15 protein-coding genes are annotated in these 25732 nt (G+C 43.6%); all 15 read left to right on the top strand.

The window, feature by feature from the left end:
- Positions 1-14 precede the first annotated feature (14 nt).
- On the top strand, positions 15-1604 hold the full coding sequence (locus GGD38_RS07505) for a RagB/SusD family nutrient uptake outer membrane protein (RefSeq protein ID WP_375298627.1): 1590 nt from the start codon (positions 15-17) through the stop codon (positions 1602-1604).
- 31 nt (positions 1605-1635) lie between these two features.
- On the top strand, positions 1636-2478 hold the full coding sequence (locus GGD38_RS07500; RefSeq protein WP_375298628.1) for a hypothetical protein: 843 nt from the start codon (positions 1636-1638) through the stop codon (positions 2476-2478).
- A 233-nt stretch (positions 2479-2711) separates the two neighbouring features.
- Complete coding sequence (locus tag GGD38_RS07495; RefSeq protein ID WP_375298629.1) at positions 2712-5891, top strand: SusC/RagA family TonB-linked outer membrane protein; 3180 nt, start codon at positions 2712-2714, stop codon at positions 5889-5891.
- A gap of 14 nt (positions 5892-5905) precedes the next feature.
- Entirely contained in the window at positions 5906-7480 is a 1575-nt protein-coding gene (locus tag GGD38_RS07490; RefSeq protein ID WP_375298630.1) for a RagB/SusD family nutrient uptake outer membrane protein, read from the top strand.
- Between the two features lie 17 nt (positions 7481-7497).
- A complete protein-coding gene (locus tag GGD38_RS07485) occupies positions 7498-8952 on the top strand; it encodes a glycan-binding surface protein (RefSeq protein ID WP_375298631.1) in 1455 nt (484 codons plus the stop codon).
- Positions 8953-8970: 18 nt separating this feature from the next.
- Positions 8971-10410 (top strand): cellulase family glycosylhydrolase, encoded by a 1440-nt coding sequence (locus GGD38_RS07480; RefSeq protein ID WP_375298632.1) that lies wholly within the window; start codon positions 8971-8973, stop codon positions 10408-10410.
- 74 nt (positions 10411-10484) lie between these two features.
- The gene (locus GGD38_RS07475; RefSeq protein WP_375298633.1) at positions 10485-12095 is read left to right on the top strand and encodes a glycoside hydrolase; all 1611 of its coding nucleotides are present in this window, start codon (positions 10485-10487) and stop codon (positions 12093-12095) included.
- Between the two features lie 29 nt (positions 12096-12124).
- Positions 12125-14170, top strand: coding sequence for a beta-galactosidase (locus GGD38_RS07470; protein WP_375298634.1), 2046 nt, complete (start codon positions 12125-12127; stop codon positions 14168-14170).
- A 337-nt stretch (positions 14171-14507) separates the two neighbouring features.
- Positions 14508-16271 carry a cellulase family glycosylhydrolase gene (locus tag GGD38_RS07465; RefSeq protein WP_375298635.1) on the top strand — a complete coding sequence of 588 codons (1764 nt, stop codon included), beginning with the start codon at positions 14508-14510 and terminating at the stop codon, positions 16269-16271.
- A 219-nt stretch (positions 16272-16490) separates the two neighbouring features.
- On the top strand, positions 16491-17768 hold the full coding sequence (gene fucP, locus GGD38_RS07460; protein WP_375298636.1) for an L-fucose:H+ symporter permease: 1278 nt from the start codon (positions 16491-16493) through the stop codon (positions 17766-17768).
- Between the two features lie 2 nt (positions 17769-17770).
- Entirely contained in the window at positions 17771-18127 is a 357-nt protein-coding gene (locus tag GGD38_RS07455) for an L-rhamnose mutarotase (RefSeq protein ID WP_375298637.1), read from the top strand.
- Positions 18124-19746 carry an alpha-L-fucosidase gene (locus GGD38_RS07450; RefSeq protein WP_375298638.1) on the top strand — a complete coding sequence of 541 codons (1623 nt, stop codon included), beginning with the start codon at positions 18124-18126 and terminating at the stop codon, positions 19744-19746. The genes GGD38_RS07455 and GGD38_RS07450 overlap by 4 nt, the downstream gene beginning before the upstream one ends.
- 44 nt (positions 19747-19790) lie before the next feature.
- A complete protein-coding gene (locus tag GGD38_RS07445) occupies positions 19791-21347 on the top strand; it encodes a carboxylesterase/lipase family protein (RefSeq protein WP_375298639.1) in 1557 nt (518 codons plus the stop codon).
- A gap of 57 nt (positions 21348-21404) precedes the next feature.
- A complete protein-coding gene (locus GGD38_RS07440; protein WP_375298640.1) occupies positions 21405-23768 on the top strand; it encodes a TIM-barrel domain-containing protein in 2364 nt (787 codons plus the stop codon).
- Between the two features lie 15 nt (positions 23769-23783).
- The gene (locus GGD38_RS07435; RefSeq protein ID WP_375298641.1) at positions 23784-25715 is read left to right on the top strand and encodes a glycoside hydrolase family 97 catalytic domain-containing protein; all 1932 of its coding nucleotides are present in this window, start codon (positions 23784-23786) and stop codon (positions 25713-25715) included.
- The last annotated feature ends 17 nt before the right edge of the window (positions 25716-25732 follow it).

Below are 25732 nucleotides of genomic sequence, written 5' to 3'. Positions count from 1 at the left end.
GAAAAAGAAAAATCATGAAAAAAGGATATAGAAATATCATTGTTGCAGTTGCTGTAATAATAACATTCAGTTCGTGCAAAAAATTTCTGACGACCGAATTGACCGATCCTAAGCAAACCACGCTCTCTTATTATAAAAAGCCTTCTGAAGCTTATACTGCCCTGGTAGGTTGTTACAATGGACTTAATCAGATTTACAATAACGATGCGATCCCTGCTTTGCTGGAAGTTTTCTCTGACAACAGTTTTGGCGCCACGGGAGCTTTCGACGGGTATGGATGGCAAATGATGGATGAATTTGATAAATCTGTTTCTCCTTCTGATATTTCGGTACATTCAGGCGGATGGAATGCGTATTACCAAACCATTTACCGCTGTAATGTTTTACTGCAAAATATGGATAAGGTTGCCTGGGGCGATAGTACTGCGTTAAGAATAAAATATGCTGCCGAGGCAAAATTCATCAGGGCGTACTGTTATTTAGACCTGGTTCGGTTGTTCGAAAACGTTCCCCTGGTAATAACACCTACTATTGCCAATGTGCCGCAAGCCGATCCGGAGGCAACGTTTACGCAAATCATGACCGACTTACGAGAAGCTGCAGACAGTCTTCCTTCAGCTTCTTACCAGAGTGTGCCCAGCGGAAGAGTAACCAAATGGGCAGCAGAATCTTTATTAGCCCGCGCATATCTGTTCTACTCCGGTTTATATGGAAAAGCTACAATTGCCAACGAAACAGCCGCTACTGCTTTGGCTGCAGTAGAAGATGTAATTGCCCATGGCGGACATTCATTGGTTAACGATTTCACCACGTTATGGCCGGCAGCTTCAACAGCAAAAAATGTTGCTTATGCGGGTGAAAATAATCCGGAAGTAGTGTTTGCCATTAAATATTCTTCAACAGATAACTGGTCGCCAGATGCTACCGGTAACAGGTGGATGGTAATGGAAGGAATACGTTCGCAAAGCATTTATCCTTACCAGGCCGGATGGGGTGCATGTACGGTTGATCCTAAATTCTGGAACCTTTATCCTTCAACTGATACCCGGCGTTTTGCTACCATCATGTCTATTGCTGACGAAAATCTTCCTTACACTAAATCAAGTGAATGCCGTGAATACACAGGGTATTTTATGAAAAAGTATGCCATGCAGTGTGATAAGGATGGAAATTCTCTTGTCTCTAATTTTCAAACCGGGCAGTCCCAGGACTTTTTCGCCGTTCGATATTCAGATGTTTTGTTGATGGCTGCAGAATTGGGGAGCCCCAATGCCGTAAGTTATTACAACCAGGTACACCACAGAGCTGATCCTACAACTGCTCCTGCCGTTGCTGTATCTAAAGCTGATATATTAGCAGAACGCAGGTTGGAATTTGCGGGTGAAGGTCTGCGCTATTGGGACCTGTTGCGCCAGGGTATTGATGTAGCAGCTTCTACAATTGCTGCCAATACAACTGTTTCATATTTCCAGGATGGTACTGCAAATCCACCTAACGCTTCAAAATTGCAGGCTAATATTAAAGCCACCCGTGGGTTTCAGCAAATACCTAACGACCAAATCACTTTAGCGTCAGGTGTACTGAAACAAAATGCCGGTTGGTAACAGTCTTGTAACAACTAAAAAATAAAAGTAAATGAAAAATAATTTTAATATAGTTCTTGCAATTTTAGGATCAGCCCTGCTGTATTCTTCGTGCAAGCCCGAAATATTCGAATTGGGTACATTGGGCAACAAGGCTGACCTGAAGTTCAACGTTGCAGCTTCATCGGCAAATGCTAATGATATTGTTTTAACAAGTTTAATGCCGCCGGGTCAAATTCCATTTTGGGTTACTCCTTTTGGACTATCCACAAAGTTAAAAGACACTGTTAATGTTCCTTTCCCCGGAACTTACAAATTTGTGTATGGCGTTGAAAGTGCAGGTGGTCTTGTTACTGATTCAACGATTGTAACTATAACTACTATTGATAAAGATGCAGTAAGCGATCCAATGTGGATCAAACTTACCGGTGGTGGGTTAGGAAATTCGAGAACCTGGGTGCTGGATCTGGATGCAAAGGGGGTAAGTAAATATTTTAAGGGCCCATTTTACTTTGGTGGTATAAATCCTGATGGTTCAGAATGGATGTGGGACCCTGCATTTAAAGATATTCCCTGGGCCGGCGTTTCAGCAGGCGATTATGGTACCATGACCTTTGATCTGGTTGGTAACGCAAATTTTAAATCCGATAATAAAATGTTCCCCGACCTGTCGGGAACCGGAAAATACATGTTGTACCCGGCTACAAAGGAGTTGTCAACTACTGATGCCCAGGTTTTACATGACAAAGCACAGGGTGGCAACGTTGCTAACTGGAATGCGAAAATGACAGTGAAAACACTTACCGACAGCACCATGCAACTCATTGCTAAAAAAGATGCCAAGAACTGGTTCATCTACAACTATATAACAAAGAAGTATTACGACACACATTAGAGTTCATCAGGTAATGAGGCCGTCCCAAAAGGGCGGCCTTTTTTGTTTTCAGTTTCCAACGCACTGGACATTATTTGCCTGCAACATTTTATGCCATCATTTGCAACTTTTGGCCCCCCTGGGTTACACCTTTCAGTTATAGATTTATACCATCCAATGTACGCGTCCCGGGACTATCTAACGATCAAAACCAAAACAGTTAATTTTTAAAACGCTAACGTAATTGTTTGCTTATGAGATTATTTACAATTGTAAATAAACTGCTGCTATGCAGTTTATCCTGTTGCCTGCTGCTCACCCTCAATAGCCAGGCTCAGGAGACCGGTAAGAAAAAGATAACCGGCAAAATTATTTCTTCGGCGGATGACAAGCCTTTACCCAATGCTTCCATTTCTATTTCCGGAAGCGCAGCAATCACAATTTCAGACCATAACGGCCAGTTTACCATTGAGGCCGGCACCGGCGACAAATTGGTGATCTCCATAATTGGGTATCAGCAAAAAGAGGTGCGGGTAGGCAAGGGCAATACCCTGGAAATTAAAATGGAACAAACAGCCATCAAACTCGACGATGTGGTGGTAATTGGTTATGGCAAAACAAAAAGGAAAGATGTTACCGGCGCCATATCCTCTATTAGTGGGGAAGAGCTCAGGAAAACACCTGCCGCCACATTTGATCAGGCATTGCAGGGCAAAGTGGCCGGTTTGGTGGTACAGCAGGTTTCCGGTCAGCCCGGCGGTGGCGTCTCCGTCCAAATTCGTGGGGTGTCATCCATCAGCGGAAATAACGCACCCCTGTACGTTATAGACGGTGTTATTATTCCATCCCCGGGCGATCCGGGCAGTGGTTCAAATCCTTTAAATACCATCAACCCTAATGAAATTGAAAGTATTGATGTATTAAAAGATGCCTCGGCAACGGCCATCTATGGTTCGCAGGCCACCAATGGCGTTATTATAATTACAACAAAGAGAGGCCGGGTGGGAGCACCTACCATTTCATACGATGGGTATTATGGTTACCAGGAGTTACCTAAAAGATTGCCTGTTGTTGATCTGCAGGAATTCGCTACGGTGTTAAATGCCCGCGCAACCGTTTGGGGGTTCGATGCCCGGCCGGAATTCGTAAACCCTAAATATGTGGGAAAGGGTACCGATTGGCAATCAGAATTATTCCGTAAAGCGCCCATGCAAAATCATGCTGTTACTATCAATGGGGGCGACGCCCGTACCCAATATTTATTATCGGCTTCCTACTTTGATCAGGAAGGCATTGCGCTTGGCTCTGATTTTAAAAGATATTCGGTTCGGTTGAATTTAGACAACAAAACAACCAACTGGCTGAAGATAGGTACCAGCCTGCAATTGTCGCACGTAGACGAAAATGTGAATTCAACTTCTTCCAGCGTTATTAACAATGCCCTGGTCTTAACACCCGATATCCCAGTAAAAAACCTGGATGGCACCTGGGGCGGTATCACCAATACATCAGGATGGGTAACCGCTGTTCCGAATCCTGTGGGGTTGGCGCGTTTAAATTCCCGTACAAAAAACAGGAACCAGGTGTTTGGAAATGCCTACGCCGAGATCCAGTTTTACAAAGACCTGTCGTTGAGAAATGAAATGTCGGGAAACTTTGATTTTAATACCGAAGAGTCCTTTAACCCAACCTATAATTTTGGGAAGGTGATCAACAATACCAATTCTGGCTCCTCTTCCTCGGGGCAGAATATCTATACCGTAGTTCGTAATTTTTTGACTTACAGCCATTCACTTGAAAAATTGAATGTAAATGTATTAGCGGGGCATGAAGCGCAATTAAGCACGTTTAAAAATGTATCGGCGGCCAGACAAAATTTCCCCTCCAATTCTGTGCAGGCGGTTAGCAGTGGCGATGCCAATACAGCAACTAATGGCGGGGGAAAAGGCTCGGGACCGGCGCTTGAATCGTGGTTTGGCCGTGTTAATTTAGGGTGGAGCGACAGGTATTTGTTAACAGGGAATATCCGCAGGGATGGTTCTTCCAATTTTGCACCTGGCAAACAGTGGGTGAATACTTACTCCGGCGCTTTGGCCTGGAAAATAAATAATGAAGAATTTTTAAAGGATGTAAGATTTATAAACGAATTAAAACTGAGGGTAGGCTATGGTAGTACCAATAACCAGGGTATACCGGGCAATACATTTGTTACGCTGCTGACATCGGTGAATAATGGTTTATCAGGTTCGGCACAATTTCAAAGTAACCTCGCAAACCCATTGGTATCCTGGGAAAAAACAAAATATTCCAATGTGGGTATTGACGGATCATTTTTAAACGGTAGATTAAGCTTTTCCTTCGACCTGTACAACCGGCAAACAGACGGGTTGTTATTGAAACTCCCATTGCCTTTATTTTCCGGAACTGCAACCGACTGGTCGCCCGGGGCCATGCAGGCGCCTTATGTGAATGTGGGCGCTGTTAGCAATAAAGGATTTGATTTTAAGATCAGTACTACCAACATTGTAACGAAAAATAGTACCTGGAAAACTGATTTTACCGTTTCGCACAATGTAAATAAAATACTCAGTCTGGGTGCGGGCGGCGATGCGGCCAATCTGTCGCAAAAATACCGGGGCTATGTTTTTGGAAAAACAGTGGTTGGGCAGTCGATCGGGGGATTTTATGGCTATCTGTTCGATGGTGTTTTTGCAAACGTGGAGGACTTTACCGGTCACGCATTGCCGGTAAACCAAAGTGGCGTCCCTTATCCCATATCGCCTGATGGTGGCGGTATCTGGTATGGCGATAGAAAATATAAAGACCTGAACGGGGACGGGGTTATTGACACAAAAGACCAAACGTTTTTGGGTTCTCCTATCCCAAAATTTCAATTCGGGTTTAATAATTCCGTTACTTACAAAAATTTTGACCTGAACGTTTTCTTCAGTGCCAGTTTGGGGAACAAAGTGTTAAATCAGTTATTGATCACACAAACCAATCCCCAGAATAATACCAGCTATTTCAGATCTGTTCTGGATTTTGCGCAGGTTGCATATATAGATCCCAAGGAATCTACTTCTAATATCTATAACGCTTATGTAAAGAATCCCAATACAAAAATACCAGGCCTCAGGAATGATAACACCAACGAAAATGACCGCCCGTCTGATCTGTTTATCGAGGACGGTTCATTCATCAAATGTAAAAATATCTCATTGGGGTATAGGGTTCCTGAAGCATTAGTAAAGAAAGCGCATGTGCATGCACTTAGATTTTATGTAACTGTTTCAAATGCTTTCATGATAACCAAATATTCAGGTATGGATCCCGAGATCGGGTCCTGGAATCCTTTACAGGCCGGTTGGGATAACGGCTATTATCCCCAATCCAGAACCTTTACAATTGGCGCGAACCTGAATTTAACCAGATAAAAATGTTTGAGATCATGAAACACAATAATATTATTATACTCACTGCGCTTATTGTTACATCCTGTATGGCGTGTAAGAAAAGCTATCTTGACCGTCCTTCACAATCGCAAATAAGTGCAGATAACTTTTACAAAACCACTTCAGAATTAAGACTGGCTACTGCCAGCCTCTATGGCGGCTCTCCCTGGGGTGTATGGCATCACGAAGCCTATTTGCCTTTAGGCGATATCTTAAGCGGGAACGCCTACCGCCAATGGAACGGTGATTGGATGCAGTTGTATACACGCACCATTACAGCGGGGAATAGCGTAATGCAGGGTGGCTGGAAGGGATTATACAATTTAATTGGTCAATGCAATACGGTTATTAATTCAATAGAACAAAGGGCAGATAAATCTATTAGTGCTGCCGATAAAAATGCCGCGCTTGGTGAAGCAAAATTTATTCGTGGAACTGCCTATTATTATCTGGCTATGTTGTGGGGTGCGGTGCCAATTATTGAAGATAACAGCAAACTTATTCAGGACCCGTTGGTAAAACGTAACACCGTTTCCGATGTGTATAAGTTTGTTACCAATGAGCTGGATTTTGCCGCAAAAAGCCTGCCTGCAAGCGATGAAAAAGGCAGGGTCACCACGTGGTCGGCCCAGGGCATGCTGGCAAAAGTTTACCTCACTATGGCCGGCCTGGGGCAGGGCGGCGGAACACGCAATCAGCAGTATTTAGACAGCGCCATAAAATATGCAGGCAATGTTTGTAATAATAGTGGGTTGAATTTATTGAGCAGCTACTATAATCTGTTCAGATCAGAATACAACGATAATCCGGAAGCATTGTTTGCGCTTCAATGGGCTACAGGTGCCGGTATTGGTTGGGAGGAAGGTAATTTGTTGCTCACCTATTCGCCTTCAAGTGATATTAACCCGCAACGTAACGGTGCATGGCTTTCTTTGTCGCCAACTTACGATCTGTTTCTAAGCTATTCAGAAAAGGATACCGTAAGAAGGAAAGCTACCATTATGCTGAACGGAGATTATTATCCTGAATTAAATGCGGCAGGAGGCGGGTATAAATCCGGTGGACAAAGTATGAAAAAGCATATTATCGGCAATGAAAAGGATAATAATGCACCCACTATGACCTATACTGCATCTATTGAGCATGACGCTTTGCTTCGCCTGGCTGATGTGTATCTGGTATATGCTGAAGCCATTTTGGGTAACAATGGCGCCACCGCCAATGCCGAAGCATTGAAATATTTTAATAAGGTGAGAACGCGGGCTGGCCTTGATCCTGTTACAACGATAAACATGGATAGTGTTCTGAAAGAAAGAAGAATTGAATTTGCGTTTGAAGGGCAATATTGGTTAGACCTGGTGCGCCTTTCTTATTGGAACCCCCAGAAGGCAGTGGATATCATCAACAATCAGCAGCGGATATCGTTTGACTATGACAAAGGAACTGCTAAGCCGGGTGATCTTAGTCCAGCTGTTTTGAGGGCAGATGCTTCGGCGTTTACCTTGCAGTTACCAGCAGCCGAACTCACTGCAGACCCTAAGCTGGCCGAGCCACCTGTTCCTTATTATTAACCTTTAACTCTCTAACGATGAATTGCATAAAATATCTCTCCGCCATAGCATTGCTGGCTGTTATAATACTGCCTGCGTGCAAAAAGGAAAAAACAAGCGCTGAACCATCCATAACATCCATCCGGAATTATGCGGCTTCACCCAATGATACGGTTGTAACAAGTATAACGCCGGGCCAGTGGGTGGTCATTCACGGGCAGAATTTGAAGAACGCCCTTCATATTCGTTTCGACGGCATTGAAGCCAGTTTCAATTACGGGAACTTTGCCGACGATATGGCAGTAGTTCAGATCCCTTCGGTTATTCCGTTTAACGGCATTCCGGCCGATTTGCTGAATACAGTTACTTATGTAACTACTGCCGGCACTACTATCTATCAGTTCAATTTCAATTATCCGGCGCCTGTAATTACAGGTATCAATAACGAAACATTTTTCCCTGGCGATTCTATATATATATTAGGCTCCAGTTTCTTTTTAGTGCAAAGCGTACAATTTGCGGGCGCCAATATTACAAAGTACAATGTAGATTCAATGGGTACCCGCATAGGATTTGTTTGTCCGCCAGTGAACGAGGTGCCGGGCGGTATTATCACTGTGGTAGCAAAGGGCGGAACAGCCACCACTACCAAAACCTATGCAGTAGGCAAACCGAGTATATTCTCGATATCAAACGAAAATCCCAATGCCGGAGATTCAGTTTATATTTATGGGGCAGCTTATAAAGACATTCAATCCTTTGTTTTCGCCGGAACTACTATTAGTTCTTATAAAATTTCACCTGATTATAGTTCCATTGGGTTTGTATGCCCAACCCTGTTAGCCTCAGGCATTGTAACTATTACAACGCTTTACGGCACTGCATCTACTACCTATAACGTGAATGATATTACTACGGGAATGATAGGCAATTTTGAATGGGGCAGTTTATTCGGATATCAATGGTATGGCGGCTCTTCGCTTGCATCGGGTGACCCGTTACTGCCCGGAAATTCTTCCCAGTATATGCGGCTGAGTGGCGGTCCTATGAACAGTGGCGACGGAGCTAGCTGGACTACAGCAATTCCCCTCGGTGCAGCACAATGGGTGCCGGCTTCAAACTTATCAGATCTGCCGGAAAACTGGGCAATTAAATTTGAAATGAGTGTGCCCCAACCATGGAATGGAGCCACACTTGTTATAGCCAGCAATATCAACGACTATATATATAGATTTGAACCCTGGAATACAACTTCAGGTGCTGTAAAATTTTCTACAAAAGACTGGACAACGGTAACAATACCATTGTCTTCTTTTAGAGCAAAAAGTTCTGCCGGGGACGGTAGAGGCGCCGCTTTATCAGACCTTACAAAGCTGATTGGCCCTTCCGGTAAAAGCGGAATGTTTTTGTATATGCATAATTATGGCACCAGCGTAACCGAAACAGGTTATTATGCGGGTTTTGATAATGTAAGAGTGGTAAAAATAAAGTAATAAGCAAACTTTAAACAAATGAAAAAAAAGTCTCTATATATATTGGCCGGCATTATTTATGCTTCATTGCTGGTGATCTCCTGCAAAAAGGAAGATACACCTGCCTCTCTTGATCTGGCTAATCAAACTGATACAATTGCCCCCACCGGCGGCAAAACAACAGTTACCTTTCACAGTAATAGCGCATGGCGTATTGATACTGCCGGGTTTGACTGGGTGAAATTAGATACCACCTGGGGTGATGCGGGCGATGCAACCATTAATATAAAAGTACCCGATACCAATAAAACAGGCGCCAGCCGCACAAAGCTGATCTTCCTGAGCTCTTCAAACGGGCTTGCCAGACGGATCAATATCTTTCAGCCCGGGTATATTTTTCCATTTTATAACACGTCGCCTGTTGCTCCCGATGCATCGGGCATGGGCAGCACTGCTACCCAATTGATAGCAAAATTAAAACTGGGGGTAAACATTGGTAATACACTTGAGTTAAATAACATAGAGCCTTATCCCACGGCTTCGTATATCAGCTTTTTAAAACAAACCGGTTTTAATGCGGTTCGTATTCCTTGTGGCTGGTTTTTAAAAGGCGGAAACAATTCAACGGCCAAAATACCGCAAAGCTGGATGGACTCGGTAAAACAGGTAATACAATGGTGTGTTAACAATGATATGTATGTTTTTATAAATATTCACTGGGATGGTGGCTGGTTAGAGAATAATGTTACCGTTGCCAAGACCGATAGCGTTAATGCCCGGCAAAAAGCATACTGGGAGCAAATTGCTACCGCATTCCGAGATTTTGATGAGCATGTGATGTTTGCCAGCGCCAACGAGCCCAATTGTACAGACGATGCCACTTCCAAGGTCCTGGTATCTTATCATCAAACATTTATCAATGCAGTGCGAAGTACCGGTGGAAGAAATACTTATAGAACGTTGATCATTCAGGGCCCCGACGAGTTTATTCGCCCGGGCAGGTATTTCCCTTCTGATCCAACACCCGACCGGCTGGCTTTTGAATTCCATAACTATACGCCCACCAGTTTTGCCATTTTAGATAAGGATCCGGCCGAAGGCGGCTGGGGTAATATTTTGTACTACTGGGGTGCGGGCAACCATTCAACTATTGAGCCTATACGCAATTGCACCAGCGGTGAAGAAGCAGACCAACTGGAATATTATAAAAAAATAAAAGAAAATTATATTGATAAAGGCATTCCCTGTGTAATGGGTGAATATTCCGCCAACAGAAGAACTGCAGCCAGTAAATACGCTCCAAAAGAATTAGACAAACATAATAATTCGGTTGATGCCTGGTACACCTATTTAACCAAACAATGCCTGGCTATTGGCGCCAAACCATTTGTATGGGAAACAGGCGGCGTCTTCGACAGAACAAATAATGTTGTGCTCGATCAGCGTACGATCAACGCTGTTATGGCCGGCGGTAAATAATAATTATAATCACGCTGACGGGGCTTTTTTAAAACCCCGTCAGCTTTAAAAACATTCTTAAAAGGAAATTATTAATGAAAAAAACGCTTTTGTTGTTCGCTGTAGTACTCTATTGTTTTGATAATAACCTGCTGGCGCAAACCACAAAACAGAATCGAACTTCCAGTCAAAGTAAAGCCGTACAGGACCGGGTGATCAGTATTGACTTTAATAATACTGCAGGTACATTGAACACCTTTTTCAAAGAATGCGTGGGTGCAGGAAGAGCTAATGAAGGGTTGCGGGCCGACTGGCAGCAGCAACTGGCTTATGTAAGAAAGGAATGCGGCTTTAAGTACATCCGCATGCACGGATTGCTAACTGATGATATGGCTGTATATAAAGAAGACAGTAAAGGAAACCCGGTATACAGTTATATGTATGTGGATGCCTTGTTTGATTATTTGCATAGCATTGGCATGAAGCCTTTTGTAGAACTGGGCTTCATGCCCGGTGCGCTTGCCAGCGGCAAAGAAACCATTTTCTGGTGGCGTGGTAATGTAACACCACCAAAGAGTTATGAAAAGTGGGCAGCGCTGATCAGCAACCTTACACAACACTTCACAGAACGGTATGGAGCCGACGAAGTAAAGACCTGGTATTTTGAGGTGTGGAATGAGCCAAACCTTTCACCTGGTTTCTGGTCGGGAACGCAGGATGATTATTTCAAACTATACAAGTACGCCGCGCAGGCAATTAAAGGCGTTAATAAAGAATATCGCGTTGGCGGGCCCGGTACTGCCGGCGCAGCCTGGGAACCGGAAATGATAGACTACTGTCATAAGAATAATGTTCCTATTGATTTCATTAGCACACATGCTTACGGTGTAAAGCAGGGGTTTCTTGATGAATATGGACAGGGTGGTACCGTGCTCGATAAAAACCCCATGAGCCTTAGCGGCGATGCATTACAGTCACGAAAAGAAATAGCAATATCTCCAATTCCCAACCTGGAATTGCATTATACCGAATGGAGCGCCTCCTATACGCCGGCCGATCCCATTCATGACAGTTATCATGAAGCTGCCTATGTTTTACAAAAACTGAAGCAGGTGGGTAATGCGGCCAATTCCATGTCGTATTGGGTGTTCACCGATATTTTTGAAGAGCCGGGCCCGCGTTATGAACCATTTCATGGCGGCTTTGGTATGTTAACTATACAGGGTATTAACAAGCCGGTTTTTTACTCATATCAGTTCCTGAATCGTTTGGGAAATATTGAACTGGCAAACAAGGATTCCGCATCGTGGGTTTGTAAAGATTCAACAGGGAACATCCAGGCGCTGGTTTGGGATTTCACCAACACGCACCCGGGCGATTCTGTTCACAATCAAAAATATTACATCCAGGACCTGCCATCAAGATCAAAAGGCAAACTAAAGATCGGCATCGCCAATGTGCCTGCTGGTACATATGCGCTTGAAGTGTATAAAGTAGGTTATCGTAGTAATGATGCATATTCAACTTATCTCGCTATGGGAAAGCCCGCACAACTGAACAGGCAGCAGGTGGAACAAATAAAGAAACAAAATGATGGTTCACCGGTTTTGAAAGAGATCATTACCATAAAAGATAATATGCCATTTATTAAAGAGTTGGACATTCATGAGAATGATGTGTTCTTTTTGAACCTTATTAAAATATAATTGGTATTCAAGGTAAAATAAAAGTGGCAATGAAATTAAGATTTAGGTACTTGTTTATTCTGGCTGGAATTTTCTTTCTTTTCAACACAAAGGCAAATTCACAGGAACTTTATGTAGGCGCTAATTATCATCCACATGATGATAAAAATATGGAGAAGATCAATGCTGACATTCAGTTGATGAAGGAAGCGGGGTTTAAAGTTGTACGAATGGGGCATCTTGCCTGGGACAGCTATGAACCATCCGCAGGTAAATTTGATTTCGGTTGGTTTGATAAGGTGATGGATAGGATGAACGAGGCAGGCATTAAAGTGATCCTGGATATTGCCATTCGTCCTGCACCAATATGGCTGCATCATAAATATCCATCCATTGATATTGTAGATGTTAATGGCGCCAGGCTTTATTCAAATCATCGCTACATGGAAGACGTTGGTGATGCCATGTATCAGAAATATGCAGTGCGATATGCTGATACGCTCACAAAGCATTATGGAAAACATCCTGCATTAATTGCATTTGGAATAGACAATGAATCGGGCGATGGAAGGATCTCCTATTCCGAATCGGCAAGGAAAAGATTTATTGCATGGCTAAAGAAAAAATATGCTACTGTTGATGGGCTCAATAAGGCATGGGCAACACAGCGTTGGTCAAGAAGGATCGATCAATTTGAACAAATCGGATTTCCGGTTGCTACTCATACAACCGATGTTCCTGAGAAAATGCTTGATTTCAGGCGTTTTGTTTCAGATGAGATCAATCAGCTGCTATTTAAGGTCATTGATAAAGTAAACAGGAACGCGCCAAAAGCTTTTGTTAATACCAATGCGTGGTACTATAGCCCACAGAAATACTTTGATTACGCATCGATCGCATACTCGGGCAAAATGACCCGGGAAGGTTGCGGGTTTTATCCCGGAAATTCCTTAACAACAAATTGGGGAGTGATCAGTTCCTTGTTTGGGATTTCAAGAATTCAATTTGAAAGCACAAATCCTTTCTGGTGCACTGAATTCACCACCATGACTGCTGTTCCCAATTCAATCCGAAAATCGGCATATGCAACACTCATGTACGGCAATCAAATGGTTTGCGGCTGGACGTGGCAAAGTATGCACAGTGGTGAAGAGCAATATTTGGAGGGAATGCTCGATTGGGATGGAGTTCCTAATCGCAAATTCAATGAATACAAAAAGATAGCTGCCGAATTTAAGAAGATTGAAAGATATTTTCCTTATAAACTCCAGCCGGAAGTGGGATTGGCGTTTTCATTTCCATCCCAGATAGCAAGTGCGTATTTTCCTGAACGGCATGATGAACAACTGCAAGCCTGTTTCGATCTGTTTTATTATCGTAATATGGATGCAAGGGTTGTAGACATCGGCAAAAGCGTGCTCAACTATAAATTGCTGTTTGTACCTGGTGTAGCTGTCATAGATGAAACAACGGCAAATAAGATCCGGGGGTTTGTAAAGAACGGAGGCGCGGTTGTAATGACAGGCAACTCGGCCATTGCTGATGAAACAGGTCAGGTGTTTGCCTCTACGCATCCGGGACGTTTAAGCGATGTTTTTGGCATTCGCGTGGCTTCTTTCGAAGAAACAGAGGCGATGAATGAAATATCAAAAAAATCATTCAAAGGCAAAAAACTGGAAGTTACTTACAAAGGAAAAGAGATCACTTCTGAGTCGGCAAGGTTTGATGTTATTGAATCAAAAGAGGCGGAAGTGCTTGCGCGCATCACCAGTTTAGATAAAGACTATCCCATTATAACCGCCAATAAATATGGAAAAGGCAGGGCAATTTATGTGGGTCTTCCTGCGAAGGGAGACGTTTTGAATCCATTGCTTGATGACCTGATCGGTGAACTTTCAATTAAAAAAGGCCCTGATGTTCCCGCAGGTGTAATGGCAAGGCAAATAGACAGTAACCATATTTTATATTTGAACGTAAGCGCCGAACCAAAAGGAATTCAATTGAAAGGAAACGTACATAGTATTCTTTGGGATAAAGATTACACTGGCAGGTTTACAATAGCGCCTTACGAACCTGATTTTATTGAACTGAAATGAGGCGCTTTTCGTGAAATAGAATTATTGATCCAAAGGAAGCCTGGTATATTATGAATGCTTATTATAGGAGCATTGCGATGTAACATTTCATGCCGTAATCGGTAACATTTGAGTACCTGTTTCAAACGGCATAGCAATAGTTTTATAGTAAAAAAGACTTAAAGTAACTACCGCGACCGGCTCAGGGGAAGCAGGTCCGCGAAAAACAATGTTTGCTTTTTAAATCTTATCAAACTTTAAAACGTTGCTTATGCCAAATGAAAAAAACTCAAAGCATGTATTGTCGTTCGTATCAGCGAGAAGGCTTTTTTTTACAAGCTTGCTTATCGCACTCTTAATGTCCTTTAATGTTTCTGCGCAATTACCAACAGCCCAGACCATAGCCGGTCAAATGAAGGTGGGTTGGAACCTGGGGAATACGCTGGAAGCCATTTGTGGCGAGAACGCCTGGGGAAACCCCAATACTTCCCAAACACTTATCAATGCAGTAAAGGCCGCCGGATTTAATGCTGTGCGCATCCCCTGTGCATGGGACTGTCATGCCACTAACGGCGTAATTGATCCTAACTGGCTGGCACGGGTGAAGGCCGTAGTGGACTATTGTATGAACAGCAATATGTATGCGATTCTCAACATTCACTGGGATAATGGCTGGCTGGAAAATAATTGCACTACAAGCGCACAGAGCGCTGTAAATGCAAAACAGCAAAACTATTGGACCCAAATTGCTAATTATTTTAAAAATTACAATGAACGTTTGCTTTTTGCCAGCGCCAATGAACCCAACGTTTCTGACGCCACGGGTATGTCGGTCTTATTATCCTACCACCAAACCTTTGTAAATGCAGTTCGTGCAACCGGTGGTAATAACAGTTCCCGCACGCTTATAATTCAGGGGCCGTCGACAAATATAGATCACACCAACAACCTGATGAACACCCTGCCAACTGACCAGATAGCCAACCGGTTGATGGTGGAAGTGCACTATTACACGCCATGGCAGTTTTGCGGTTTAACAAAAGACGAATCATGGGGCAATATGTTTTACTATTGGGGAAATGGTCATCATTCTACAACTGACCCTTCCCGCAATGCCACCTGGGGCGAAGAGAGTGAAGTGGACCGGGGATTGGGGTTAATGAAAACAAAGTTCGTTGATAAAGGAATTCCGGTAATTATAGGTGAATTTGAAGCAGTAAAAAGAAGTAATCCTTCCGATCTGTCAACCCATCTGGCTTCAAGAGAATATTTCGATAAATATGTTGTAAGCGCTGCAAAAAGCAGAGGAATAATCCCTTTTTACTGGGACATTGGCGGTTTGTTTAACCGCAGTACAGGCGCGGTAACCGATCAGGGAGTTATAAATGCGATCATGCAGGGAGCTGGCGGAGGTGGATCAACTACTTATGTTACTTTAACAAACCGTGCCACGGGGTTACTGATCGATGGAATGGGAAACACCGGTAATGGTTCCAACTGCGGACAATGGAGTAATAGCGGAAGTTATAACCAGCAATGGACAACAGAAACGGCCGGCACTTATGTAATGCTGAAAAACCGCGCTACAGGGTTATATCTTGATGGTATGTACAGGAGCTCCAGTGGTTCCATTGCAGGGCAATATAGTTATAGTGGCAGTGATGCACAGTACTGGACAAAAGAAGCGGCAGGCAGTTATGTTAAGTTAAAAAATAAGGCCACCGGCTTATACCTCGACGGATTGGGCAGCACTACAAATGGCGCCGATTTAGGTCAATGGGGCCTGAGTAATAGTAATAACCAGCAATGGACATTAACCAACGTTGGAAGCGCACGAATATCGGATACTTTATCAACGGCGCAAATCAACGGCCCAATGACCCACCGGGTGCTGTTATATCCGAATCCGTTCAAATCAAAGTTGAATATGATAGTTGACAATCCTGAGGAGGTAAAACGTATTGTCATATTTGATATGATGGGTAAACAGGTTGAAATTATTGAACGTGCAGCAGCGTTAAATGCAATGTCAATAGGCGCTTCCCTGCAACCAGGGATGTATGTAGTTCAGGTGCATGGCGCAGACTGGATAAGATCATTTAAGGTTACTAAGATGAATTAGTTTAAAACAGGATAAGGCAGAACGCCTCATCTGCCTTATCCTGTTTGTAAAGATCGTATGATACATTTTAGAAGCGGCAGTATATAACGGCTACCTTACCAAAAGGTCGGATTTGTATAAAACAAAGTCTAATTCGGGGAACATTCCAACGGGTCGCCATGGTTAACTTTGTTTTAATATAACGATTGCAGTTCGCATTTTTCTATAATACGAAGCCATATGAATAAAAAGCAGAGTACTGTACTGGCGTTCTCTTTAATTACGTCCCTGTTCTTCTTATGGGGGTTTGCGCATAATCTTGATCCCATTCTCATCCCGCATTTGAAAAGGTCATTTACACTGACCACTACCCAGGCTACGCTTGTTGATTCAGCGGTGTTTGCAGCTTATTTCTTAATGGCGCTGCCGGCAGGGATGTTGATGAAAAAAATGGGCTATAAGTCAGGTATTATAACCGGGCTGTTGTTTTTTGCCATAGGTTGTTTTCTTTTTGTGCCCGCAGCCAATATGCAATCGTATAACTTTTTTCTAATAGCCCTGTTTGTGATCGCATGCGGCCTTACGATCCTGGAAACAGCAGCCAATCCTTATGCTACCGTTTTAGGTGACCCCGCAACCGGTACGCAACGGCTCAATTTTGCACAATCCTTTAATGGCCTTGCTGCTGCATTGGCGCCGGTGATAGGCGCAAGGATCATCTTAACAAAGGGTTATTCCGATGAAGAATTGAATGCGATGACTGAAGCTGCGCGCAAACTGGCGCTGGCTGCAGAAGCCTCTACTGTTAAACTGCCTTATATCGTACTTGGCTGCGTGCTCATAGGCATTGCTCTTTTGTTTGCCCTTACAAAATTACCGCCAATAAAAGCCGCTTCCCATGGCACTGCAAGTAAAAACGTTTTTCATGCTTTCAGGCACCGGCATCTTGCGTGGGGTGTGGTAGCGCAGTTCTTTTATGTAGGCGCTCAAGTCTCAGTATTTAGTCTTTTTATTCTATATGCTACAAAATCTTCCGGTATCTCAGAGGTTAAAGCGGCCGATTACCTCGGTGTTTGTGGTATTGCTTTTCTTATAGGGCGATTCGTTGGTACGGCGCTTATGCAAAAGATTAGGCCAAACACATTACTGGCCTGGTATGCTATTATTAACCTGTTGCTTTGTTTAATAGCCATATTTGCCAGTGGCATCATTACGGTATATGCAGTTATCGGCATCTGCTTCTTTATGTCTGTTATGTTCCCAACCATTTTTGCCCTGGGAATAAATAAGCTTGGGGCCGATACAGAATATGGCAGCAGCCTCATCATCATGTCTATTGTAGGAGGCGCCATTCTGCCACGCATCTTTGGTTATATCAGCGATGCCACCGGTAATATACAATATGGTTATATAGTACCCTTTTGTTGCTTTGTGGTCATTGCTTTGTTTGGCTACAAAGGGCACCAGGTAACTACTGAAAAGGAAACCCCATCATATAATCCTTCATCTGCAGTATAGTTATGAAAAGATATACCCTTGCGCTTGATCTCAAAGATGATCCGGCGCTTATAAAAGAATATGAGTATTGGCACCAGGCAGAGAACGGCTGGCCCGAGATAAAAAAAAGCATTGAAGATGCAGGTATTGCCAATATGGAGATCTATCGTACCGGCAACCGGTTGTTCATGATCATGGAAACGGAAGAGCACTTCTCTTTTGAGCAAAAATCCCAAATGGATGCATCCAATGCCAAGGTGCAGGAATGGGAGCAGTTGATGTGGAAATTTCAGCAACCGCTTCCTTGGGCAAGAGACGGGGAGAAATGGATCATTATGAATAAAATATTTGAATTACAACATAAAAAACAACAGCCATGAACAGGCGAACACTTATAAAACAACTGGGTTTATCGCTGCCTGCGTATCTGTTATCGAACCAGGCCAGCGCCGCTTTCATCGAAAGTCTCGATCAGTCATACGCAAAAGGTCCTTTTCAACCAACCTGGGAATCATTGCAAAGTTATACGGTGCCCGACTGGTACCGCAATGCAAAATTTGGTATCTGGGCGCATTGGGGCCCTCAGTGTGAACCTGAACATGGCGACTGGTATGGGCGGGGTATGTATGAAGAAGGCAGCGACCATTATAAATATCATGTGCAGAAATACGGTCATCCATCGAAGTTTGGGTTTAAAGATGTGATCCACCAGTGGAAAGCGGATAAATGGGAGCCTGAGCAGCTCGTTGCATTATATAAAAGAGTAGGCGCGAAGTATTTTTTTGCCATGGCCAATCACCACGATAACCTCGATCTGTGGAACTCAAAATACCAGTCGTGGAATTCGGTAAATGTGGGGCCTAAAAAAGATCTTATTGCCGGTTGGGCAAAGGCAGCTAAAAAACAGGGATTGCCATTTGGCGTAAGCGTGCACGCTTCGCATGCATGGATGTGGTTTGAACCTGCACAAGGCAGTGATAAAAGCGGTCCCCTGGCAGGTGTACCCTATGATGGTAAAATAACAAAAGCCGATGGCAAAGGCGCCTGGTGGCAGGGTATGGATCCGCAGGAACTCTATGCCCAGAACCATGCCCTCAGTGATGGCTACCATTGGGAGTGGGAAAAAGGTTCATCTGTTCCATCAAAAGCGTATTGCGACAAATTCCTGAAGCGCACCATGGAGCTCATTGATAAATATGAACCTGAATTGCTGTACTTCGATGATACCGTACTGCCTTTTCATGGGCTCAATGACGTGGGGCTGCAGATAGCTGCACACCATTACAACCAGAGCATGAAGCGCAATAAAGGAAAGTTGAATGCAGTGGTGAACGGAAAGATCCTGAATGAAATGCAGCGTAAATGCATGGTATGGGATATTGAACGGGGACAAAGCAATGTTATAGAGCCTTTCACCTGGCAAACAGATACCTGCATCGGCGGCTGGCACTACGATAAAAGAGTATATGAGAACAAAAGTTATAAAAGCGCCCAAACAGTTATTCAAACCCTGGCAGATATAGTTAGTAAGAACGGCAATCTGCTGTTGAATATACCGGTAAAAGGCAATGGCAGCATCGACGACCAGGAGATCGCTATTCTGGAAGAAATAGCCGCCTGGATGAAGATCAATGCGGAATGTATCTTCGATACAAAGCCGTGGAAGATCTTTGGCGAAGGACCTGCTACCACCGAGGTTGCCAAGCTTTCGGGACCGGGTTTCAATGAAGGAAAGGGCAAGGCCTTTACTTCAGCCGACATGCGTTTTACCACTAAAGGCGATACGCTGTATGCAATAATTTTTGGCTGGCCCGGGGATGGAAAAGTAAAGATCAAAAGTCTTTCTGATGGAAATGCACTGCGGCCGGGTGCGGTTAGCAGGGTAGAGCTGGTTGGTGGCGGAGAGCTGCGTTTTCAAAGAAATAGTGAGGCACTTGAAGTTACGCTGCCTGAGAACAGACCTGCTCTTTCTTATGCCAACGTACTTAAAATATCCTAGTCGTCGCCGGCATTAATCTGCAAATTGACCTTAAGCAAATCCATATGAAAAAAAGATTATCACTGCCTGTCTTACTGGTAATACTTTCCACATGCGTAGTTGTGGCGCAACAACCTGCCGCTATTAAACTTGATGATGGTTTGGTTCAGGGAACAATGGAAGATGGATTAACTGTTTACAGAGGTATTCCTTTTGCTTCGCCTCCGGTTGGCGATTTGCGTTGGCGCGCTCCGCAGCCTGTAAAAAAATGGGACACCATTTTACAGGCGAAGAAATTTGCTCCCGGTCCGGTACAGGGATGGACGCCGCCTTCGGGTAAGAGCGAAGATTGCCTGTACCTGAATGTATGGTCACCCGCCAAATCATCAAATGAACACCTGCCTGTTCTTGTATGGATCTATGGTGGTGGTTTTAACGGCGGCGCTACTTCTGATGTAAATTATAGTGGTGAAAAATTGGCGAATAAAGGAGTGGTGTTTGTAAGCATAGCTTATCGTGTTGGTCAACTGGGATTTTTAGCGCATCCTGGTTTAAGTGCGGAAAGTTCAAACCATGTTTCAGGAAATTATGGTTTGCTTGATATGATTGCCGGCCTTAAGTGGGTCCAGAAAAATATTGCTGCATTTGGTGGCGATGCCGCTAAGGTTACCATTTTCGGTGAATCTGCTGGCGGCATTGCCGTTAGCATGTTGTGTGCATCGCCACTCGCAAAAGGATTGTTTCGCGGCGCTATCTCACAAAGCGGTGGTTCATTCGGACCGCCAAGGACCACGCTTTTCCCCGGAGAGAATTTAAAAAAACTCCACGATGCCGAAAGTGCAGGCGCAGCTTATGTAAAGAATGCAGGATTTTCTTCCATTGCAGATCTGAGGAAGATCGATGCCGACAAACTTCCTGTAATACGCGGATTGGCATGGCCCATTATCGATGGATGGGTGATACCAGATGACCAATACAAGTTATATGAAGCAGGTAAATTTAATGATGTTGCCATCATGATCGGCTACAACTCCGATGAAGGGGCCAGCTTTTCGCCGCCGAAAACACCTGCAGATTACATCGCTGCCGTAAAAACACGTTATGGCAAATTTGCCAACGATCTTTTAAAAGCTTACCCGGTTGATTCAACTACAGTTCCCAAAACGGCAAGAGACTTAAGTCGTGATGCTGCATTTGGATGGCATACCTGGAGTTGGGCGAGGCTGCAATCAAAGACCGGGAAATCGAAAGTGTATTATTACTACTTCGATCAGCATCCTGATTATCCTGTTGGTTCTCCCCGTTATGGTTACGGTTCACCACATGCGCAGGATGTTGCCTATGTTTTTAAACATCTTAATGCATCGGACCCGCAAACAACTAAAAGCGATTTGCAAATAGCTGATGCTATGGCCACTTACTGGACGAACTTTGCAAAGAATGGTAATCCCAATGGTAATGGACTTCCCGACTGGCCTGCATTCAGTAATAAGGTGCCTGTAGTGATGCACTTCAATCAAACGCCTCATATGGGGCCGGTACCCAGTGCAAAATCGCTTGAAGTATTGGATGCTTATTTCAAATGGAGGCGTACGCCGGAAGGCGAGGCTTGGGCAAAATGATTGAGTTTTGAGCTCCGATTGCAATAACAACACTTTAAGTAAAACTATAAGGCCATCATGAAATTGAGCATAATTTTTTTGTTGTTAACTGCTTTATCCATTAACAATAGCAGTAACGCACAATCCTTTCAAAAAACAGATCTTGGAATTAAAACAGTGATCAATTCCACTGCCATCGAAATTCAATATTATGGTCCTTCAATTGTAAGAGTGCTGAAATCGCCTGAGGGCCGCAGTTTCATTAAAGAAAGTCTTTCCGTTATCACAGAGCCTAAAAAAACAACGTTCAACGTTAAGCAGCAGGGTGATGTAGTAAATTTAAGAAGTTCAACACTCAATGTTGCGCTTAACCTGAAAACCGGTGATATAAATTATTCATCAGTAAATGGTGAATTATTGCTGAAAGAAAAACAGTCCGGCGTAAAGTTCACACCCATCAATGATGCAGGCAACAATACTTTAACCGTTCAACAATCATTTGCACTGGACAACGATGAACCCATTTATGGCCTTGGTCAACAGCAGCAGGGCAAAATGAGTCAGCGTAATGTAACCCTTAACATGGTGCAGGGAAACCTCGATGATTACATTCCATTTTTTCAATCAGTAAAAGGGTATGGTGTATTTTGGGATAATTATTCTCCCACGGTGTTTACTGATAATACCGAAGGCACATCATTTAAATCGGATGTTGGCGATTGTGTTGATTATTATTTCATGTACGGCGGTAATGCGGATGGTGTAATTGCACGTATGCGTGAACTGACGGGGCAGGCGCCCATGTTCCCCTTGTGGACCTACGGCTTTTGGCAAAGCAAAGAAAGATATAAAAGCCAGGATGAACTGGTAGATGTAGTAAAGGAATACCGAAAGTTGGGCGTGCCTCTTGACGGTATTATACAGGACTGGCAATACTGGGGAAGCAACTATTTGTGGAACGCCATGGATTTTTTAAATCCCGAATTCCCGGATCCCAAAAAGATGGTGAGCGATGTGCACAACATGAAGGCACACATGATCATTTCTATCTGGAATTCGTTTGGCCCCCATACCAAGCAATACAAAGAGTTGGATAAGATAGGGGCGTTGATGAATTTTACAACCTGGCCCGAGTCTGGTTCTGAAAAATGGCCTGTAAGACGTGATTATCCCTCTGGTGTTCGAGTATATGATCCCTACAATCCGGCCGCCCGTGATATTTACTGGAAATATTTGGCAGAAATGTATAAGCTCGGGCTGGATGGCTGGTGGATGGATTCATCGGAACCAGATCATCTTAATCCGAAACCGTCAGACTTTGATAATAAAACTTATTTGGGGTCATTCAGGAAAGTTCGCAATGCCTTTCCTTTAATGACTGTCGGCGGCGTGTCAACGCACCAGCGTGCAGTTGATTCCGGCAAAAGGGTGTTTATCCTTACGCGTTCAGCATTTGCCGGCCAGCAACGGTATGGAGCTAATACCTGGTCGGGTGATGTAACTTCGTCATGGAGTGCATTGAAGAACCAGATTGCTGCAGGTCTGAATTTCTCACTTACCGGTATTCCTTATTGGAATGCCGATATAGGCGGATTCTTTCTTAACAGATTTAAAAGAAAACTGGAAGACCCCGAGTATCGTGAATTATATGTTCGCTGGCTGCAGTTTGGAACTTTCACTCCCATGATGCGTTCGCATGGTGCAGATGCGCCAAGGGAAATTTATCAATTCGGACAGAAAGGAAGCAAATACTACGATGCTATTGAAAAATACATCAACCTGCGTTATCATTTATTGCCTTATATCTATTCTACCTCATGGGAGATTACAGCCAGTCAATCGAGCATGATGCGTGGGCTGGTGATGGATTTCCCAAAAGACAAAAAGGCTTTGGATCTTAACGATGAATATATGTTTGGTAAATCGCTGCTGGTAAGTCCTGTCACCAACGCAATGTATGTTAAGGCGGGTGCAGAAGACTTCAGTGCCACCGGGTCAAAAGAAACCTATTTGCCTGCAGGTGTTGACTGGTATGATTTCTGGACTGCTGAAAGATTTTCAGGCGGTAATAAAGTGAGCAGGCAAACGCCGCTCGAGATCATTCCTCTTTATGTGAAAGCAGGTTCTGTAATTCCTGTAGGCCCTTCTGTTCAATATGCCGAAGAGAAAAAATGGGACAACCTTGAAATAAGGATCTATCCCGGCGCAAACGGAAAATTTGTTTTGTACGAAGATGAGAATGATAATTACAATTATGAGAAGGGAGTTTATTCAACCATAACTTTCACCTGGGACGATGCAAAAAGGAATTTGACCATCAGCGACAGAAATGGTTCGTTCCCGGGAATGCTTAATGAAAGAAAATTCAACATTGTGATTGTAACGAGCCAGGCAAATAAGCCAGTCAACTATACAGGAAAAAAAGTAGTCGTAAAATTTTAAGAAGCAGGCAAAAGTATGAAGCGTCAGTTAGTTCTTGTAATGCTGTTCTCAGCGTTCAGCAGCATAATACTTGCACAAAAAGCAGTTATTCAGTCTCCCAATCAAAAGATCGTTGTAGAACTTTATAATAAGCAAAGCAATGATGTTGGCGAGTGGTATATAAAAGCATCTTTCAATAACAATGGAAAAATTACAGAAGCTATTCCCCGTATTGATATAGGTTTATCGCGCAGCGATCAGGATTTTTCAAAGGACTTAAGATTTTTGAAAACAGGAAAACCAATTTTAATTAAGGAAGAATACACGGCGCTGCACGGCAAAAGATCTGTTTGCAAAAACGCTGCAAATGAGGTAGTGGTTTCTTTTGAAAATCCAACGAAAGCAAAACTCAATATCATCATCAGGGCTTACAATGATGGCCTTGTTTTTCGTTATGAGTTTCCTGAAAAACAAGGATCATTTATCGTTAAAGATGAATTGACATCCTATGCTGTTCCAAAAGAAACCACCCGATGGATGGAAAAATGGACTGCTGCCAACGAGGGTCTTTATACCGCAATGAACAAGGACAAAACACTTTCAGGCGAATGGGGTTACCCTGCGCTTTTTAATACAGAAAATAATGATTGCTGGTTCTTATTGCATGAAGCCGATGTGAACAGGAATTACTGCGGTACCAAATTAAGCAATGCCGCTGATGCTGAGAAATACAAACTCACCTTTCCAGATCCAAAAGATGGAAGAGGACTGGGAGAGTCCACACCTGCTATAACGCTTCCCTGGAAATCGCCCTGGCGGGTGATCGTTATGGGAACACTTGCCGATATAGTGGCGTCTACTTTAGTGAATGATGTTGCTGAGCCATCAGTTATAAAAAATACAAGCTGGATAAAACCCGGAATAGCCTCATGGAATTATTGGGCGAGCAATCATGGCACCAAAGATTATAAAACTGTTTGTGAGTTTGCCGATCTCGCTGCCGAAATGGGCTGGCCTTATACATTGCTCGATTGGGAATGGGATGCAATGGGTAATGGGGGTAGGCTGGAAGATGCGGTAAAGTATATCACCTCAAAAGGCATAAAGCCCTTGATCTGGTACAATTCAGGCGGACCGCATACTTATGTTACTGCCACACCCCGCGACCGGATGCTTACGCACCAAAACCGGGTGGAGGAATTTACGAAGCTGAAAAAACTGGGATTTGCCGGCGTGAAGGTCGATTTCTTCGAAAGTGAGAAGCAGGATATGATCAAATATTATTTGGACATATTAGAAGATGCAGCTCAATTTGAAATGATGGTTTACTTTCATGGCTGCATTGTGCCAAGAGGGTGGGAAAGAACCTATCCCAACCTCATGACGCACGAAGCCGTGCGTGGCGCCGAGTGGTACAACAACACGCCTGACTTTACGCTCCCTGCTCCTGAACATAATGCCACTCTACCTTTCACCCGCAACGTAGTTGGCCCAATGGACTATACCCCTGTTACATTTACCAATTCGCAATACCCGCATATTACTTCGTATGGGCATGAACTGGCATTAAGTGTATTGTTTGAATCGGGCATGCAACACATGGCCGACCGGCCCGAAGGCTATTATGAGCTTCCCGACGCCGCCAAAACATTTTTAAAGCATGTGCCCAATGCCTGGGATGATATCAAATTGCTGGATGGTTATCCCGGTAAGGAGGTGATCATGGCCCGCCGCAAAGGAAATGATTGGTATATAGGCGGCATCAATGGAGAGCAAAAAGAAAAAACCAAAACCGTAAAATTCGATTTTTTACCTGATGGGGTAAAATATAAACTCACTTTGATAGCTGATGGAAAGCACGATAAAGCTTTTGCAACGCAATACCTGGTTGTAGATCAATCAGGTTCTGTTGATGTAAAGTTGCTTCGCAGGGGTGGGTTTGCTGCGTCGTTGGTGCCTATGCAATAGATCTTAATAGGATTATA

The organism is Niastella sp. OAS944 (assembly GCA_024809215.1).
Classification (GTDB): Bacteria; Bacteroidota; Bacteroidia; order Chitinophagales; family Chitinophagaceae; genus Niastella.
The sequence above is the reverse complement of the archived record's forward strand: the minus strand, read 5'-3'. Positions and strand labels throughout refer to the sequence as shown.